This is a genomic window from Microbaculum mangrovi (assembly GCF_051390635.1).
GTDB lineage: Bacteria > Pseudomonadota > Alphaproteobacteria > Rhizobiales > Tepidamorphaceae > Microbaculum.
In genome coordinates, this window is record NZ_JBPODT010000001.1 from 601541 (window position 1) to 618259 (window position 16719).

At 67.9% G+C, this 16719-nt stretch carries 16 protein-coding genes; 11 read left to right on the forward strand and 5 right to left on the reverse strand.

Annotated features, from left to right (window positions below):
- The first annotated feature begins 112 nt into the window (after window positions 1–112).
- Window positions 113–787: a GntR family transcriptional regulator gene (locus tag ACSF9G_RS02870; RefSeq protein WP_436638102.1), complete on the forward strand. Its 675-nt coding sequence runs from the start codon at window positions 113–115 to the stop codon at window positions 785–787.
- Window positions 788–956: 169 nt separating this feature from the next.
- Here ACSF9G_RS02870 and tam read toward each other — a convergent pair whose 3' ends face one another.
- Entirely contained in the window at window positions 957–1730 is a 774-nt protein-coding gene (gene tam, locus ACSF9G_RS02875) for a trans-aconitate 2-methyltransferase (RefSeq protein ID WP_436638104.1), read from the reverse strand.
- 925 nt (window positions 1731–2655) lie between these two features.
- Window positions 2656–4314: an energy-dependent translational throttle protein EttA gene (ettA, locus tag ACSF9G_RS02880; RefSeq protein WP_436638106.1), complete on the reverse strand. Its 1659-nt coding sequence runs from the start codon at window positions 4312–4314 to the stop codon at window positions 2656–2658.
- 182 nt (window positions 4315–4496) lie between these two features.
- On the opposite strand from ettA, the gene ACSF9G_RS02885 reads away from it, so the two are divergent.
- From ACSF9G_RS02885 to ACSF9G_RS02920, 8 genes are all read left to right on the forward strand, one after another.
- The gene (locus tag ACSF9G_RS02885; RefSeq protein WP_436638108.1) at window positions 4497–4859 is read left to right on the forward strand and encodes an ArsR/SmtB family transcription factor; all 363 of its coding nucleotides are present in this window, start codon (window positions 4497–4499) and stop codon (window positions 4857–4859) included.
- A complete protein-coding gene (locus tag ACSF9G_RS02890) occupies window positions 4856–5389 on the forward strand; it encodes an arsenate reductase ArsC (protein ID WP_436638110.1) in 534 nt (177 codons plus the stop codon). Before ACSF9G_RS02885 ends, ACSF9G_RS02890 begins: the two co-directional genes overlap by 4 nt.
- An 85-nt stretch (window positions 5390–5474) precedes the next feature.
- On the forward strand, window positions 5475–6506 hold the full coding sequence (gene arsB, locus ACSF9G_RS02895; RefSeq protein WP_436638112.1) for an ACR3 family arsenite efflux transporter: 1032 nt from the start codon (window positions 5475–5477) through the stop codon (window positions 6504–6506).
- Window positions 6507–6722: 216 nt separating this feature from the next.
- The gene (locus ACSF9G_RS02900) at window positions 6723–7478 is read left to right on the forward strand and encodes an ABC transporter ATP-binding protein (protein WP_436638114.1); all 756 of its coding nucleotides are present in this window, start codon (window positions 6723–6725) and stop codon (window positions 7476–7478) included.
- Window positions 7471–8217 (forward strand): ABC transporter ATP-binding protein, encoded by a 747-nt coding sequence (locus ACSF9G_RS02905; protein ID WP_436638116.1) that lies wholly within the window; start codon window positions 7471–7473, stop codon window positions 8215–8217. The genes ACSF9G_RS02900 and ACSF9G_RS02905 overlap by 8 nt, the downstream gene beginning before the upstream one ends.
- A 46-nt stretch (window positions 8218–8263) precedes the next feature.
- Complete coding sequence (locus tag ACSF9G_RS02910) at window positions 8264–9457, forward strand: ABC transporter substrate-binding protein (RefSeq protein ID WP_436638119.1); 1194 nt, start codon at window positions 8264–8266, stop codon at window positions 9455–9457.
- A gap of 76 nt (window positions 9458–9533) precedes the next feature.
- Window positions 9534–10421 carry a branched-chain amino acid ABC transporter permease gene (locus ACSF9G_RS02915; RefSeq protein ID WP_436638121.1) on the forward strand — a complete coding sequence of 296 codons (888 nt, stop codon included), beginning with the start codon at window positions 9534–9536 and terminating at the stop codon, window positions 10419–10421.
- Window positions 10421–11410 (forward strand): branched-chain amino acid ABC transporter permease, encoded by a 990-nt coding sequence (locus ACSF9G_RS02920; protein WP_436638123.1) that lies wholly within the window; start codon window positions 10421–10423, stop codon window positions 11408–11410. Before ACSF9G_RS02915 ends, ACSF9G_RS02920 begins: the two co-directional genes overlap by 1 nt.
- Before the next feature lie 60 nt (window positions 11411–11470).
- Here the strand turns inward: ACSF9G_RS02920 and ACSF9G_RS02925 are convergent, their stop codons facing one another.
- Together ACSF9G_RS02925 and ACSF9G_RS02930 are read right to left on the reverse strand one after the other, a co-directional pair.
- A complete protein-coding gene (locus ACSF9G_RS02925; RefSeq protein ID WP_436638125.1) occupies window positions 11471–12640 on the reverse strand; it encodes a DUF3095 domain-containing protein in 1170 nt (389 codons plus the stop codon).
- Window positions 12641–12822: 182 nt separating this feature from the next.
- On the reverse strand, window positions 12823–13074 hold the full coding sequence (locus ACSF9G_RS02930) for a DUF6455 family protein (protein WP_436638127.1): 252 nt from the start codon (window positions 13072–13074) through the stop codon (window positions 12823–12825).
- A gap of 232 nt (window positions 13075–13306) precedes the next feature.
- Between ACSF9G_RS02930 and ACSF9G_RS02935 the strand changes: the two genes are divergently transcribed.
- On the forward strand, window positions 13307–13570 hold the full coding sequence (locus ACSF9G_RS02935) for a helix-turn-helix domain-containing protein (RefSeq protein ID WP_436639644.1): 264 nt from the start codon (window positions 13307–13309) through the stop codon (window positions 13568–13570).
- A 23-nt stretch (window positions 13571–13593) separates the two neighbouring features.
- Window positions 13594–15345, forward strand: a complete 1752-nt coding sequence (locus ACSF9G_RS02940) for a SulP family inorganic anion transporter (RefSeq protein ID WP_436638129.1) — start codon at window positions 13594–13596, stop codon at window positions 15343–15345.
- A gap of 9 nt (window positions 15346–15354) precedes the next feature.
- On the opposite strand, the gene ACSF9G_RS02945 is transcribed toward ACSF9G_RS02940, so the two are convergent.
- Complete coding sequence (locus ACSF9G_RS02945; protein WP_436638131.1) at window positions 15355–16635, reverse strand: FAD-dependent oxidoreductase; 1281 nt, start codon at window positions 16633–16635, stop codon at window positions 15355–15357.
- Window positions 16636–16719 lie beyond the last annotated feature (84 nt).

A 16719-nucleotide genomic window follows, 5' to 3' on the forward strand; every position in this document is an offset into this window, starting at 1 on the left:
CCTGTAGTCCTCCCTTGGTTTGTTTCGCTTTGTATTTCCCCCAGCGCATCATGGAATAAGTGGCGCGTCAACTTTGTTGTATACAATCGATCAATCCTTGTACGCTGACGGAATGAGTGAACGAACCGCCTCCCGTCTGCGCGACACGCTCGAGCAGGACATCGCCACCGGCGCTCTGGCGCCCGGCACCCGGCTGGACGAAACCGCGCTGGCCGAACGGTTCGGCGTGTCGCGCACGCCGATCCGCGAGGCGCTGCTGGAGCTGGCCGGGTCCGGCCTCGTCGAGCACAGGCCCCGCCGCGGCGCGGTGGTCGCGCGGATCGGCGCCGGCCGCCTGTTCGAGATGTTCGAGGTCATGGCGGAGCTGGAAGGCATGTGCGGCCGCCTCGCCGCCCGCCGCATCACCGACCGCCAGCGCGCCGACCTTGCCGACGCCGGCAAAGCCTGCGCCGAGGCCGCCTCCGGCGGCGACACCGATGCCTACTATTACGAGAACGAGCAGTTCCACTATGCGATCTACGCGGCCTGCGGCAACGGCTTCCTCGCCGAGGAGGCCCGCCGCCTGCACAGGCGGCTGAAGCCCTATCGCCGCCTGCAGCTTCGCGTGCACGACCGCATGAAGACGTCCCTGGCCGAGCACGAGGCGATCGTCGAGGCGATCCTGTCCGGCGACCCGGACCGCGCCGAGGCGCTGCTCAAGGCGCATGTGGTCGTCCAGGGCGAACGCTTCAGCGATCTCGTCGCCAGCCTGAACCTGTTCGAGGAAACCGCCGCCACCGCGCGCTAGGCGACCCGGCCCCCGCTGCCCCGGACCGCTCATCCCCCGCGGCCCCAAACCGCTCACCCCCGCGAAAGCGGGGATCGCCCTGATGGGGCCACGACCGCGTATCCTGGCAGCCGGCGTCCCGACTTCGCGCGACTGAGCCGACGGGCATCGGCCGGAAGAGAGCCGTCCGCTAGGCCTTCACCGCGACGATGAACAGCCGCGGGAACCACAGCAGCACCTTGCCGTCGGCGCGCGCCGGATAGGCATTGGCGATCCGCGCCGTATAGGCGTCGAGATAGCCCGCGCGCTCCGCCGCGTCGAGCGGGTCGAGATAGGGCCGCAGGCCGGTGCCCTTCAGCCATTCGACGATGCCCTCGGGGCCGGCCTGCGGATGGGTGTAGATCGTGTGCCAGATATCGAAGCTCCGCGACATGGGCGCCAGCCGGTCGTAGTAGACGGGCTTCGCCGGCAGCGGATCGCGGGCGAGGCCGGCCGAGGCGAGCTTTCCGGCCCACGGCCCCGCGCCCGCCGCCGCGTCCATCGCCACGTGGCTCGGCTCGCCCAGGTTGTCGGGCATCTGCACCGCCAGCACGCCGCCGGGCTTCAGCGCACCGAACAGCCTGACGAGCACGTCGAGATGGTCCGGCACCCACTGGAACGTGGCGTTCGAGTAGATCAGGTCGGCATCGGCGTCCGGCATCCAGCGCGCCGCGTCGGCCTTGAAGAATTCGGTCTCCGGCAGCCGCTTGCGCGCCGCCTCCAGCATGGTGTCGGCGGTGTCGAACCCGGCGACCGCCGCCGCCGGCCAGCGCCGGACGAGCAGTTCGGTCGAATTGCCCGGCCCGCAACCGATGTCGACGATTCGCCCCGGCGCCTCAAGCGGCACCCGCGCGACCAGCTCCGCCGCCGGGCGCGTGCGCTCGTCCTCGAACTTCAGATACTGCGAGGCTGACCAGGTCGGCATGGATCACCCCTGTTTTTGACTCGCGGGCAGACCGCGCCGGCGTCGACACTCCTACTGTCATTGCCGGCTGTCATTGCCGGGCCTGTCCTGGCAATCCATGGCCACCATACGCCCGGGGTGTTCATGGATGCCAGCAACGAGTCCGGGCATGACACCGCAGGAATAACACAGACTCTTCCAAGCCCTCGTCAGCCGCTTGTACCGGATCCGCACGGATCACCGCATCGGGACTTCAAGCGGCACCCGCGCGACCAGCTTCGCATGGAGCGTGGCTCTCGCGGTGCGTTCGCCCGAGGGAATCGATGCAATGGCCGGCGACCGTCGCACTCGCCGAATGGGCCCTGGATCAAGTCCAGGGCACGAGGCTGTTCGGGTGGCACGGCTATACGCCAAACAGAAACCGCGTGTCCCGGCCGTGATCCGGGACCCATGGGCGGCAGGCAAGACGGCGACGATGTCACCCCGGCCCTCGACCGTATGCACGACGCCGCGATCAGGTTCAGCCGGTTCTTCACCTCGCGCAGATGACGCAAGAGGGCTCTGCTCCGGCGCCTCAAGCGGTAGCCGCGCGACCAGCTTCGCATGGAGCGTGGCTCTCGCGGTGCGTTCGCCCGAGGGAATCGATGCAATGGCCGGCGACCGTCGCACTCGCCGAATGGGCCCTGGATCAAGTCCAGGGCACGAGGCTGTTCGGGTGGCACGGCTATACGCCAAACAGAAACCGCGTGTCCCGGCCGTGATCCGGGACCCACGGGCGGCAGGCAAGACGGCGCCCCGGCCCTCTACCGTATGAACGACGCCGCGATCAGGTTCAGCCGGTTCTCGATACGCTCCACGCGCATATCCTGACGCACGAGGGTCTCCGCTTCGGTCATCGGCATAAAGACGACCCGGATAGGCCGATCCGTCCAGCCGCTGACCGCGTCTACGCCCGCGTCAGCCGCTTGTACTTGATCCGCTTGGGCATCACCGAGTCGGGGCCGAGGCGGCGCTTCTTGTCCTCCTCGTAGTCCTCGAAGTTGCCCTCAAACCATTCGACATGGCTGTCGCCCTCGAAGGCGAGGATGTGGGTGGCGAGGCGGTCGAGGAACATGCGGTCATGGCTGATCACGACGGCGCAGCCGGCGAAATCCTCCAGCGCGTCCTCGAGCGCGGCCAGCGTCTCGGTGTCGAGGTCGTTGGTCGGTTCGTCGAGCAACAGCACGTTGGCGCCGGACTTCAGCACCTTGGCCAGATGCACCCGGTTGCGCTGGCCGCCCGACAGCGAGCCGACCTTCTGCTGCTGGTCGCCGCCCTTGAAGTTGAACGCCGAGGTATAGGCGCGCGAGTTCACCTCCCGCTTGCCCAGTTCCAGCACCTCGCTGCCGCCGGAGATTTCCTCCCACACGGTCTTGTTGGGATCGAGCGCGTCGCGGCTCTGGTCGACATAGCCGAGCTTCACCGTATCGCCGAGGGCGATCTCGCCGGAATCCGGGGTTTCCTGTTCGGTGATCATGCGGAACAGCGTCGACTTGCCGGCGCCGTTGGGGCCGATCACGCCGACGATGCCGCCGGGCGGCAGATTGAACGAGAGATCGTCGATCAGCAGCCGGTCGCCGTAGCCCTTCGTCAGGTGCTCGACATTGATGACGACGTCGCCGAGGCGCGGCCCGGGCGGGATCACGATCTGCGCGGCGCTCGACTTCATCCGCTCGTCGTTCTTCTTGAGCAGGTCGTCATAGGCCTGGATGCGCGCCTTCGACTTGGCCTGGCGGGCGCGCGGCGACGCGGCCATCCATTCGCGCTCGCGCGACAGCGCGCGCTCGCGTGCATCGTCCTCGCGGCCCTCCTGCGCCAGCCGCTTGGCCTTCTTCTCCAGATAGCCCGAGTAGTTGCCCTCGTAGGGAATGCCGCGGCCGCGGTCGAGCTCCAGGATCCAGCCCGTGACGTTGTCCAGGAAGTAGCGGTCATGGGTGACGATCAGGATGGCGCCGGGATATTCGCGCAGGTGGTTTTCCAGCCAGTGCACGGTCTCGGCGTCGAGATGGTTGGTCGGTTCGTCGAGCAGCAGCAGGTCGGGCTGCTCGAGAAGCAGCCGGCACAGCGCCACGCGGCGGCGCTCGCCGCCCGACAGCTTGGAGACCTCGGAGTCCGGCGGCGGGCAGCGCAGCGCGTCCATCGCCTGCTCCACCTGCGAATCGAGATCCCACAGGTTCAGCCGGTCGATGTCGTCCTGCAGCTTGGATGCCTCCTCCGCCGTTTCGTCGGAGTAGTTCATCATCAGTTCGTTGTAGCGGTCGAGGATCGCCTGCTTCTCGGCGACGCCATCCATGACGTTGCCGCGCACGTCCTTGGTCTCGTCGAGCTGCGGCTCCTGCGGCAGGTACCCGCAGGTCGCCCCGTCCGCGAGCCAGGCCTCCCCGGAGTACTCGGTATCGAGCCCGGCCATGAGGCGCAGCAGCGTCGACTTGCCCGAGCCGTTCGGGCCCAGCACGCCGATTTTGGCGTCCGGGTAGAAGCTCAGGTTGATGTTTTCCAGGACCTTCTTGCCACCCGTGTAGGTCTTTGTCAGGCCCTGCATGTGATAGATGAACTGGCGCGCCATATCCGCCCTTAACCCGTTCTGAGATTTCGGAGAATTCGCCGCCTATCTAGGCGAACGGGGCAAGGGGCGCAATGGGGAGGCGGGCGGCATTGTGTCCCGTGGCCCCGCCCTGCTCGACCGCGGCGGTACCGAGCGGCGCTGTTGGCCCATTGACATTTCAACAATTCTTGTATCATTGAACTATGGATCACGAACGCGCCGTCACCCGCCTCGCCGCGCTGGGACAGACCCACCGCCTCGCCCTGTTCCGCACGCTCATGCGGGCCGGCCCGTCGGGCATGCCCGCGGGCGCGCTCGCCCGGGCCTGCGACCTGCGGCCCTCGGCCTTCACCTTCCACGTCGCCCAGCTCGAGCAGGCCGGCCTCGTCACGAGTTGGCGGCGCGGCCGCAACATCTTCTACGCGGTGGCGATCGAGGAGATGCGGCGGCTGATGGTGCATCTGACCGAGGACTGCTGCGGCGGCCATCCCGAGATCTGCGGCGGCCTGTCCGACGCGATCGCCCAAAGCTGCGCCGACGCCCCCGCCTGCGAGGTATCCGAATGAGCACCGATCGCTACACCGTGCTGTTCCTGTGCACCGGCAATTCCGCCCGCTCCGTCATCGCCGAGGCGATCCTGAACCGGATCGGCAACCCGCGCTTCACCGCCCTGTCCGCCGGCAGCCATCCCAAGGGCGCCGTCCACCCCTACACGATCGATCTGTTGAAGGGCCTGAACCATCCCGTCGACGACCTGCGGTCGAAATCGTGGGACGAGTTCGCCGGCCCTGGCCCTGGCACTGGTACCGGCGCGCTGCGGCTCGATTTCGTCTTTACCGTCTGCGACGACGCGGCGGGCGAAGCCTGCCCCATCTGGCCCGGCCAGCCGATGTCGGCGCATTGGGGCCTGCCCGATCCGGCCGCGGCCACCGGCAGCGAAGCCGTCAGGCGCGCGGCGTTCGCGGAGACCTACCGGATGCTGCACCAGCGCATCTCGATCTTCGTCAACCTGCCGTTTTCCTCGCTCGACCGGCTGACTCTCCAGAAGCACCTGCACGACATCGGCAAGCCGGGCGCCGACGAAACGGCAGCCTGAACCGCCCCCCGAACGACGATCGCCCGAAAAGACCATCGCCCTACCGACCATCGCCCGCTCGAACATTCCACCGGACGCAGCCGCCATGACGCTCTTCGAACGCTACCTGACCCTCTGGGTCGCCCTGTGCATCGTCGCCGGCGTTGCGCTCGGCCACGTCTTTCCCGATTTCGCGCGGGCGCTCGGATCGATGGAGATCGCGCACGTCAACCTGCCGGTGGCCGCGCTGATCTGGCTGATGATCATCCCGATGCTGGTGAAGATCGACTTCGCTGCCCTGTCCGGGGTCGCCGAGCACTGGCGCGGCATCGGCGTCACGCTGTTCATGAACTGGGCGGTGAAGCCGTTCACGATGGCCCTGCTGGGATGGCTGTTCATCGGCTGGCTGTTTCGCCCGCTCCTGCCCGCGCATCAGGTCGACAGCTACATCGCCGGGCTCATCCTGCTCGGGGCGGCTCCCTGCACGGCGATGGTCTTCGTCTGGAGCAACCTGACCAGGGGCGAGCCGCATTTCACCCTGTCCCAGGTCGCGCTGAACGACACGATCATGGTGTTCGCCTTCGCGCCAATCGTCGCGCTGCTGCTCGGGCTGTCGGCGATCATCGTGCCGTGGGACACGCTGGTTCTCTCGGTGGTCCTCTATATCGTCGTGCCGGTGATCATCGCCCAGGTGCTGCGCCGTGCCGTCCTGCGCCGCGGCGAGGCCGCCTTCGCCGCGTTCCTGGCCCGGCTTCAGCCGGTGTCCGTGATCGCCCTGCTGGCGACGCTGGTGCTGCTGTTCGCCTTCCAGGGCGAGCAGATCCTGGCGCAGCCCTTCATCATCGTGCTGCTCGCCGTGCCGATCCTGCTGCAGACCTATCTCATCTTCGGCCTCGGCTACTTTCTCAATCGCGTCACCGGCGAGGTCCACTGCATCGCCGCCCCCTCCGCCCTGATCGGCGCCAGCAACTTCTTCGAGCTGGCGGTCGCCGCCGCCATCAGCCTGTTCGGCTTCGGCTCCGGCGCCGCGCTCGCCACCGTCGTCGGCGTGCTGATCGAGGTGCCGGTGATGCTGTCGCTGGTCGCCTTCGTCAACCGGACCGCGCACTGGTTCCCCCAGCGGCAGATGTCGACCTGACGCCTTGGAATAGATCGCCGGTTAAATTAATCAGCCCAACGGGTTGCCGATGCCGGCCGCGTCTTTCTGCGGCCTTGCATAAGCCACCCGCTCATGCATTCATTCAGTCAATAAATGCGCTTGGACCAAGGTGCGGCACGAAGGGTGGGCCGTAAGTCGGCCTGAATAAGCCTGTGCCTCTCCGCAACCGGAGCGTTGAGGAGGAACGGCATTCGCATGACAGATGCCATTATTCTGTCGGCGCGCGACCTGACGAAGGAGTTCAAGGGCTTCTTCGCGGTGGACGGCGTCGACCTGAGCGTGAGACGGGGCACGATCCACGCGCTCATCGGGCCGAACGGGGCGGGCAAGACCACCTGCTTCAATCTTCTGACCAAGTTCCTGTCGCCGACCCGCGGGACGATCACCTACAAGGGTGAGGATATCACCGCGATGTCGCCGGCCGACATCGCCCGCATGGGCCTCGTGCGGTCCTTCCAGATCTCGGCCGTCTTCCCCAACCTCACCGCGCTGGAGAACGTGCGCATCGCGCTGCAGCGCAAGCGCGGCGATTCCTACGATTTCTGGCGCTCCGAGCGGGTGCTGAGCAGCTTCGGCGCCCGTGCCTTGGATCTGCTCGGCGAGGTCGGCCTGTCCGAATTCGCCGACGTCCATGCCGGCGAGCTGTCCTACGGCCGCAAGCGCGCGCTGGAGATCGCCACCACGCTGGCGCTCGATCCGGAAATGCTGCTGCTCGACGAGCCGATGGCCGGCATGAGCCACGAGGACGTCGACCGCATCTCCGCGCTGATCAAGCGCGTCGCCGCCAACCGTACGGTGCTGATGGTCGAGCACAACCTTTCGGTCGTCTCCTCGCTGTCCGACACGATCACCGTGCTGGCGCGCGGCCGGGTGCTCGCCGAGGGCGACTACGCCAGCGTCTCGAAGGATCCCGACGTCGTCGAAGCCTATATCGGAGCCGGCCATGGCTGATGCTGAACGCGCCGCCCGGCCGCAGGCGCGCCCGGCGCAGGCGCCGCTTTTGTCCGTGCGCGATCTCAACGCCTGGTACGACGAAAGCCACGCGCTGCACGGCGTCACCTTCGACGTGCACGAGGGCGAGGTCGTGACGCTGCTCGGCCGCAACGGCGCCGGCAAGACGACCACGCTGAAGGCGATCATGGGCATCCTAGCCAAGCGCACCGGATCGGTGACCTTCGAGGACAGGGAAACGATCGGCCTGCCGGCGCGCGCCATCGCCCGGGCCGGCATCGCATATTGTCCCGAGGAGCGCGGCATCTTCTCCTCGCTGTCGGTCGAGGAGAATCTAATGCTGCCGCCGCAGGTCAAATCCGGCGGCATGGCCATCGAGCGCATCTTCGAGCTCTTTCCGAACCTGCAGGAGCGGCTGTCAAGCCAGGGCACGAAGCTGTCCGGCGGCGAACAGCAGATGCTGGCCATCGGCCGCATCCTGCGCACCGGCGCCAAGACCCTGCTGCTCGACGAGCCGACCGAGGGCCTGGCGCCCGTCATCATCCAGCAGATCGGCAGGACGATCGAGCGGCTCAAGGCGGAAGGTTTCACGATCGTCCTGGTGGAGCAGAATTTCCGCTTCGCCGCCACCGTCGCCGACCGCCACTACGTCGTCGAGCAGGGCAAGGTCGTCGACCAGATCCTGAACGACGAACTCGATGCCAACATCGAGAAACTGCACGCCTATCTGGGCGTCTGAATCAAGAAAGGCGTTTCACGCGCCGCACCAAGGAGGAGTGAAAGACATGACGTACAAGGGGATACTTCTGGGCGCCGTTGCCGTCGCCGCATTCGCTATTCCGGCCTATGCGGTGGACGTCAAGATCGGTGTCCTCAACGACCGCTCGGGCATCTACGCCGATGTCGCCGGCGAGGGATCGGCGGTGGCCGCGCGCATGGCGGTTGAAGACTTCGACCCGGCGGCCAACGGCCTCACTGTCGAGATCGTCTCGGCCGACCATCAGAACAAGCCGGACGTCGGCTCGACCATCGCGCGGCAGTGGTACGACACCGAGAATGTCGACGTCATCGTCGACGTGCCGACCTCGTCGGTGGCGCTCGCCATCAACGATATCACCCGCGAGGCCAACAAGGTCTTCCTGAACTCCGGCGCCGCCACCTCCGACCTGACCGGCACCGCCTGCTCGCCCAACACGATTCACTGGACCTACGACACCTGGCAGCTCGCCAACGGCACCGGTCGCGCGGTCGTGGAAAGCGGCGGCGACACCTGGTTCTTCATGACCGCGGACTACGCCTTCGGCCATGCGCTCGAGCGCGATACCTCGGCCGTCGTCGAGGCCAGCGGCGGCAAGGTCGTCGGTTCCGTGCGCACGCCCTTCCCCGGCACCGACTTCTCGTCCTTCCTGCTCCAGGGCCAGGCGTCGGGTGCCAAGGTCATCGGCCTGGCCAATGCCGGCGGCGACACCATCAACTCGATCAAGCAGGCCTCCGAGTTCGGCATCACCCAGGCCGGCCAGTCGCTCGCCGGCCTGCTGGTCTTCATCAGCGACATCCATGCCCTCGGCCTCGACCAGGCGCAGGGCCTGCTGCTGACCTCCAGCTTCTACTGGGACCTCAACGACGACACGCGCGCATGGTCGGCGCGCTTCGAGGAACAGACCGGCAAGAAGCCGACCATGATCCAGGCCGGCGTCTATTCGAGCGTCCTTCACTACCTGAAGGCCGTCGCCGCGCTCGGCGACAAGGACGCCGGGGCCGTCATCGCGAAGATGAAGGAAATGCCGAGCAGCGATCCCGTGTTCGGCGAGGGTCAGGTGCGCCCCGACGGCCGCCACATCCACAACTCCTATCTGTTCCGCGTGAAGACCCCGGCGGAATCGAAAGGTCCGTGGGACTACTACGAGACCGTTTCCACGACGCCGGCGGAACAGGCGTTCCGTCCGCTCGAGGAAGGCGGCTGCCCGCTCGTCAAGTAAAGGCGGAACCGGCCGGGGCGCGGCGGCGCGCCGCGCCCCGGCTGCAACCAGGCGTTCGCGACCGGGAAGACATGTCATGTTCGAGCTCCTAGGCATCCCGCCACAAGCCCTCTTCGGCCAGCTCCTGCTCGGCCTCATCAACGGCTCGTTCTATGCGATGCTGTCCCTGGGCCTGGCCATCATCTTCGGCCTGCTCAACATCATCAACTTCACCCACGGCGCGCAGTACATGCTCGGCGCGTTCGTCGCCTGGATGCTGCTCAACTTTCTCGGCATCGGCTATTGGTGGGCGCTGCTCCTGGCGCCGCTCATCGTCGGCGCCACCGGCATCGTCATCGAACGGCTGCTGATCTCGCGGCTCTATCACCTCGACCATCTCTACGGGCTGCTCCTGACCTTCGGCCTGGCGCTGATCCTGCAGGGCGTGCTGCGCAACGAATACGGTATTTCCGGCCTGCCCTACGGCATGCCGTCGGCGCTCTCCGGCGGGCAGAACCTCGGTTTCATGTTCCTGCCGAACTATCGCGGCTGGATCATCGTCGCCTCGCTCGTCGTGTGCCTCGGCACCTGGTTCGTCATCGAGAAGACGCGGCTGGGCGCCTATCTGCGCGCCGCCACCGAGAACCCGACCCTGGTCGGCGCCTTCGGCATCAACGTGCCGCTGATGATCACGCTGACCTACGGTTTCGGCGTGGCGCTGGCCGGCTTCGCCGGGGTGCTGGCGGCCCCCATCTACTCGGTCAATCCCAACATGGGCGCCGACCTCATCATCGTCGTCTTCGCCGTGGTGGTGATCGGCGGCATGGGTTCGATCATGGGCTCGATCGTCACCGGGTTCGGCCTCGGGCTGATCGAGGGCCTGACGCGGGTGTTCTACCCGGAGGGCTCCGCGGTCGTCATCTTCGTCATCATGGCCATCGTGCTGATGATCAAGCCCGCCGGCCTGTTCGGGAGGACCGCCTGATGGTTTCCGTCACCGACAATCAGCCCGCCCCGGCCGGTGCCGGCGCCGCGGCCAGGTTGATGGGCATGCCCGCCTACCACATGGTGATATTCGCCCTGCTCCTGGTCGCCGGCATCGCCGCGCCCTTCCTGCTCTACCCCGTCTTCGTGATGAAGGTCCTGTGCTTCGCGCTGTTCGCCTGCGCCTTCAACCTTCTGCTGGGCTTCGGCGGCCTGCTGTCCTTCGGCCATGCCGCCTATTTCGGCTCGGCGAGCTACGTCTCCGCCTATGCCGCCAAGGCGTGGGGCCTGTCGCCCGAGCTGGCGATCCTGGCCGGGACGGCGACCGCCGCCGTGCTGGGGCTCGCCTTCGGCTCGCTGGCGATCCGGCGGCAGGGCATCTACTTCGCCATGGTCACGCTCGCCTTCGCGCAGATGGTCTTCTTCTTCTCGCTGCAGGTGCCGTTCACCGGCGGCGAGGACGGCATCCAGGGCGTGCCGCGCAACGATCTGTTCGGCTTCGTGCCGATCGACGACCACCTCGCCACCTACTGGATGGTGCTGGCGATCTTCTTCGCGGGCATCCTGTTCATCTACCGCGTGGTCCATTCGCCCTTCGGCCAGGTCCTCAAGGCGATCCGCGAGAACGAGCCGCGCGCGATCTCGCTCGGCTACCGCGTCAATCGCTACAAGCTGACCGTCTTCGTGCTGTCGGCGACGCTCGCCGGGCTGGCCGGCGCCACCAAGACCTTCGTCTTCCAGCTCGCCTCGCTGACCGACGTGCACTGGACGATGTCGGGCGAGGTGGTGCTGATGACGCTGCTCGGCGGCATGGGCACCGTCTTCGGGCCGATCGCGGGCGCGGCGGTGATCGTCACCATGCAGAACTATCTGGCCACCTTCGGCGCCTGGGTCACGATCATCCAGGGCACGATCTTCGTCATCGCCGTGATGCTGTTCCGCGAAGGCATCGTCGGCGTCATTCAGAAATGGGTGAAGAAGCCGCTCTGAGCCGGTCCCGGCATCGGTTCGGTCCGGTCCGGCCCAACGGCACCCGCCTGATCGGCTGGCTCACGCGGCCTCGGCGCGCGCGGCGATCCGCCCCTTGAGCGCGACGGCTGCCTGCGCGTAGCCACCGGCCGCCCCGTCGATGAAATGCATGTGGTCGTCGGTCAGCGCCGAGGGCACCAGGCAGGTCATCAGCGCGGCGTCCTGGGTATGGATGCCGTAGTCGGCGATCCCGTCGGCTTGCGCCGCGTCCAGCGCCTGGCGGATCCTGGCTTCCACGTCTGCATTGCAGTCGAGCGTCATGCGCAGGCCGTCGTCGAACTTGCGGAAGTCCGAGTTCACGACGCTCATGTCCTTGTAGGCGTCGGGATCGAAGCCGCCGAAGCGCCAGTGGTTGCGGAACAGCACCCAGACGAAGGCGGAGAACGCCGCCAGCTTGAGATAGGCGAGCGCCGTTCGGATCGACCCGCGGGCGATCCGCGCCTCGATCGCCAGGCCCGACGAGAACACCTTCGGCACCATTTTCTCCGCCGAAACCGGCACGGCCCGGTCCGGCGCCGCCTCGGCGATCTCGGAAATGCGCGTCACCAGGGCCGCGAAATCGGCCTCGCGCGCGCCGGGCGCCGGCACCGCGATCAGCGACAGGATGCGGCCGTTGCGCGCCGCGATCGGCTCCCAGCGGCACGACAGGCCCGCGAGGTCCGGCCAGGCCTCGTCCGCCGCCTCCGGCAGCGCGATCCGGCCGGCCTTCAGCTCCTGCTCGGCCCAGTGCACGCCGCCGCCGGAGAACAGCGCGAACGAGAGATGCGGCGACACGCCGAGCCGGGCGACGCGGACGTCGTGCCCGGCCGCGCGGATGGCCTCGACCGACAGCAGTGCGACCCGCAACTCGAGATCGAGCGATTCCCTGGCGAACCGGCGCACGCGGGCCAGCGCGTCCGCCGCCGTTTCGGCCGCCTCCGGCGGCACCGCGATCGCCGCGCCGTCGCCGCCGAAGGCGAAGGGATAGTCGCGTGTCTTCAGCGCGTTCATCGTCGCCGCGATCACCGCGGCGCCGACCATGTTGACCGCCTTGTAGCCCCCCGCCGCGATCGCGCGGGTCGAGTTCTCCACGTCGGCGACGCCGACATGCCAGCCGTCGGGCAGCGGCACATAGCGCGCCGTGTCGCCGACGGTCTCGAACCGGTCGATGAGCGGGATGCGGTCGTAGAAGGCGTGAAGGGCTTCGGCCATCGGATCGTCCGGCGTTTCAGCAGCGGCATATTGGCATAATCTGCCGATATCTGCTTGCTGCCTACGCGGCGGGCAAGATGGCGGACGTGATCCGGCCGGTCACGATTGCGTGCGCGGCGCGCGCACCGGCGGGCGGATCGTGGCCGCCCGCGGCGTATGGTTCGTGGCGATCCGCCGTCCGGTCAGGCGGCCAAGTCGGCGAACAGACGGACATTGGGGCAGAACGCGTCGGCGCCCTCCGTGCCCGAGGTCGTCGCCATCCAATGCTCGCATTCCTCGAGCGAACGGCATCCCATGCAGCGGCGCGCGGCGCCCTCCAGGGCAAATGCGTCGTTCATGCTGAGGGCGTCGCCCTCCAGCGCCCCGAAGCGGCGCATCATCTCGCCCATCAGCTTGGCGTGACGGTCCTGGTTCCTGATCAGGCGTTCGAACATGGCGTCCTCCGTTTCGCGGCGCCGCCCCACGCGGGTTCGGAGCGTCTGCCGCCTCGGGACAAGTGTCTCAACCGGCGAAACCAGTTTCAATTGCAACTAATACGGATCGTATTTCTACGTACGCGGCGGGATTAAACGGCATAGATGATGGTTTAGACATCAATATAGCTAGACAGAAGCCAATTATTATGGTTCCATGCAGCATCGAAAATCGCACCTCCGGCTCAACCGCATGATCTCCTCCGGCCAACTGCGCGCCGCCAGGGCGCTTCTGGGCATCGACCAGAGGACGCTGGCCGAGCGCTCCGGCGTCTCGCTCGCCACGATCCAGCGCATGGAGACGAGCGGCAATGTCGTGCGCGGCGTCGTCGACACCCTGACCAAGGTGGTCGCGGCGCTGGAGGACTCGGGGATCGAGTTGATCGGCGAGAACGCCCAGAGCCCGGCCGGCGGCCGCGGCGTCCGCCTCAGGCCGAAGCACCCGGAGGCCGGCTGACGCCCGCAACCAACCGTTCCGCCATGATCGACAACGCTGCCCGTGGATTGCGCCACCTCGACTGGCGCCTGTTCGTGCCCAAGCTGGTGACGACCCTGCGCGAGGGCTACGACCTCGTCGCCTTCCGCCACGATGCCGTCGCCGGCCTGACCGTCGCCATCGTCGCCCTGCCGCTCGCCATGGCGCTGGCGATCGCGTCCGGGGCCTCGCCGGCGCAGGGACTGATCACCGCGGTCGTCGCCGGTTTCCTGATTTCCGCCCTCGGCGGCAGCCGCTTCCAGATCGGCGGGCCGACCGGCGCCTTCGTGGTCGTCGTCTACGGCGTCATCGACCAGCACGGCTACGACGGCCTGCTGCTGGCCACCCTGATGGCCGGCGTCATGCTGATCGTCGCCGGCCTCGCCCGCTTCGGCACCTGGATCAAGTACATCCCCGACGCGGTGGTGACCGGCTTCACCTCCGGCATCGCCGTCATCATCTTCTCCAGCCAGATCAAGGACATCTTCGGCCTGCAGATGGCCGACGTGCCCGCCGAGTTCCTCGACAAGTGGCACGCCATGTGGGCCGCCCGCGCCACCGTCGATCCGGCCACCGTGGCGATCGCCGCCGGCGCACTGGCGCTGATCCTGGCCCTGCGCCGCTACGCGCCCAGGGCGCCGGGCTTCCTGGTCGCGGTGGTGCTCGCCTCCTTCGTCGTCGCGCTGGCCGGCCTGCCGGTCGACACGATCGGCTCGCGCTTCGGCGGCATTCCCAGCGAGATCCCGATGCCGCGGATGCCCGAGCTCGGCCTGGCGCGGATGGCCGAGCTTCTGCCCAGCGCCTTCACCATAGCCTTCCTCGCCGGCGTCGAGTCGCTGCTCTCCGCCATGGTCGCCGACGGCATGACCGGCCGCCGCCACCGCTCCAACTGCGAGCTGGTGGCCCAGGGCGTCGCCAACACCGCGTCGGCCTTCTTCGGCGGCCTGCCGGCGACCGGCGCCATCGCCCGCACCGCCACCAACATCCGCTCCGGCGCGCGGTCGCCGGTTGCCGGCATTCTGCACGCCGCTTTCCTGCTGCTGTTCATGCTGGTCGCCGCGCCGCTCGCCGCCTTCATTCCGCTGGCCAGCCTCGCCGCCGTGCTGGTCGTCGTCGCCTGGAACATGAGCGAGGTCGAGCGCTTCCGCCAACTCCTGTCCGCCCCGCTCGGCGACCGGCTGGTGCTGCTCGTCACCTTCGGGCTGACGGTGCTGGTCGATCTCACCGTCGCCATCGAGGTCGGCGTGGTGCTCGCCGCCGTCCTGTTCATGCACCGCATGAGCGAGGTCGTGGCGATCGGCCGCCCCGGCACGACGATCATCGAGCGCGACGAGGACGACGAAACCGTGCACGCCCACCGCCGGGGACTGGTCGATCTCGACGCCCTGCCCCCCGAGATCCAGGTGCTGCAGATGCGCGGCCCGCTGTTCTTCGGCGTCGCCAACCGCCTCGCCGACGTCGTCGACCGCATCGGCACGCCGCCGCGCGTCTACATCATGCGCATGCGCGAGGTGCCGATCATCGATTCCAGCGGGGCGTCGCGGCTGCGCGAATTCCTCAACCGGGCCAGGCGCCACCACGCCACGGTGATCCTGTCGGGCCTGCAGCGCGAGCCGAAGCGCACGCTGATCGCCATGCGCATCCTGCATCCCGGAGACGGGGTCCGGCTGGCGCCGGATTTCGCCACCGCCATCGCGCTCGCCGGCACCCTGATCCCCGACAAGTCGATGACCACAAAGCCGCCGGCGGCCGAATAGCCGGACGGCTCAAGCCGCCGCCGACGCACCCCCGCCGCGCGCCGCCCCAATGCGTGCTGCCCCGACGCGCGCTGCCGGGTCCTCGGCGGTCTCGATGTGCTCCGGCCGCACCCCGACGCCGATCAGCCGGGCGGGAAGCCGCCGCAGCATCGGCACCCGGTCGGCCAGCCGCACCGGCAGCGGCGGCTTCAGCGCACCGCGCTTGCCCAGCAGCGGGCGGATGACGTGGTCCTGGATCATCAGCTGCATCTTCTGCGTCACCCGCACCGGAAATTCGCGGCGCTGCTGGACGGCGGCGAGATCCTCTTCCCTCACCGCGCCGGCGCGCAAGGGCCCGGCCAGGATGTTGGCCGCGGCGACCGCGTCCTGGATCGCCAGGTTCACGCCGACACCGCCGATCGGCGACATCGCATGCGCGGCATCGCCGATCAGAAGCAGGCCCGGCCTGTGCCAGCGCCCGAGCCGGTCGACCTGGACGGACAGGAGCTTGACGTCGTCCCAGTTGGCGAGTTCCGAGGTCCGGTCGGCGAGGAACGGGGCGATACGCAAGAGCTCGGCGAAGAACGGGTCGGTGCCGCGCGCCCTGATCCGGTCGAAGCCGCCCTTCGGGATGATGTAGGCGACCTGCCAGTAGTCGCCCCGGTCGAGCAGGATGACGACGTGGCCGGCCTCGAAGAAGAACGTCGTCGTCTCCGGATCGTCGGGCTTGTGCGGGAGCCGGAACCACAGGACGTCCATCGGCGCGCCAAGTTCCTCGACATGGAGGCCGCTGGCGTCGCGGATCGTCGAGTGGCGCCCGTCGGCGGCTACCACCAGGTCGGCGCGGATCTCGACGTCGCCCTCCGGCGTCCGCGCCGTGACGCCGGTCACCTTGCCGCCCTCCTCGATCAGGCCCGTCGCCTCGGTCTCCATGCGCAGGTCGAAGGTGCGGTAGCGCCTGCCGAATGCGGCGATGAAGTTCAGGAAGTCCCACTGCGGCATCATCGCGATGAACCTGCACTGGGTAGACAGGTGCGTGAAATCGGCGACCGTCGCCTCGTAGTCGCCGAACCGCGCGTTGATCTTCGGGGTCTTCTGGTGCGGCAGCGCGAGGAAATCCTCCAGCACGCCGAGCTCGTGCATCAGCTCCAGCGTCGATGGATGGATGGTGTCGCCGCGGAAATCGCGGAAGAAGTCCGCATGCTTCTCCAGCACCACGACCTCGATGCCGGCGCGCGCCAGCAACAGGCCGTGCATGACGCCGGCCGGACCGCCGCCGACGACGCAGACCTGCGTGCGAACCGATTGCATTGTTCCGCCGCCTCCCTGCCGTTTGCCGGTTTCCACCGACATCTGGGCAGACGGCTTACCACGGCAACCGTTTCCGCCCCGTCA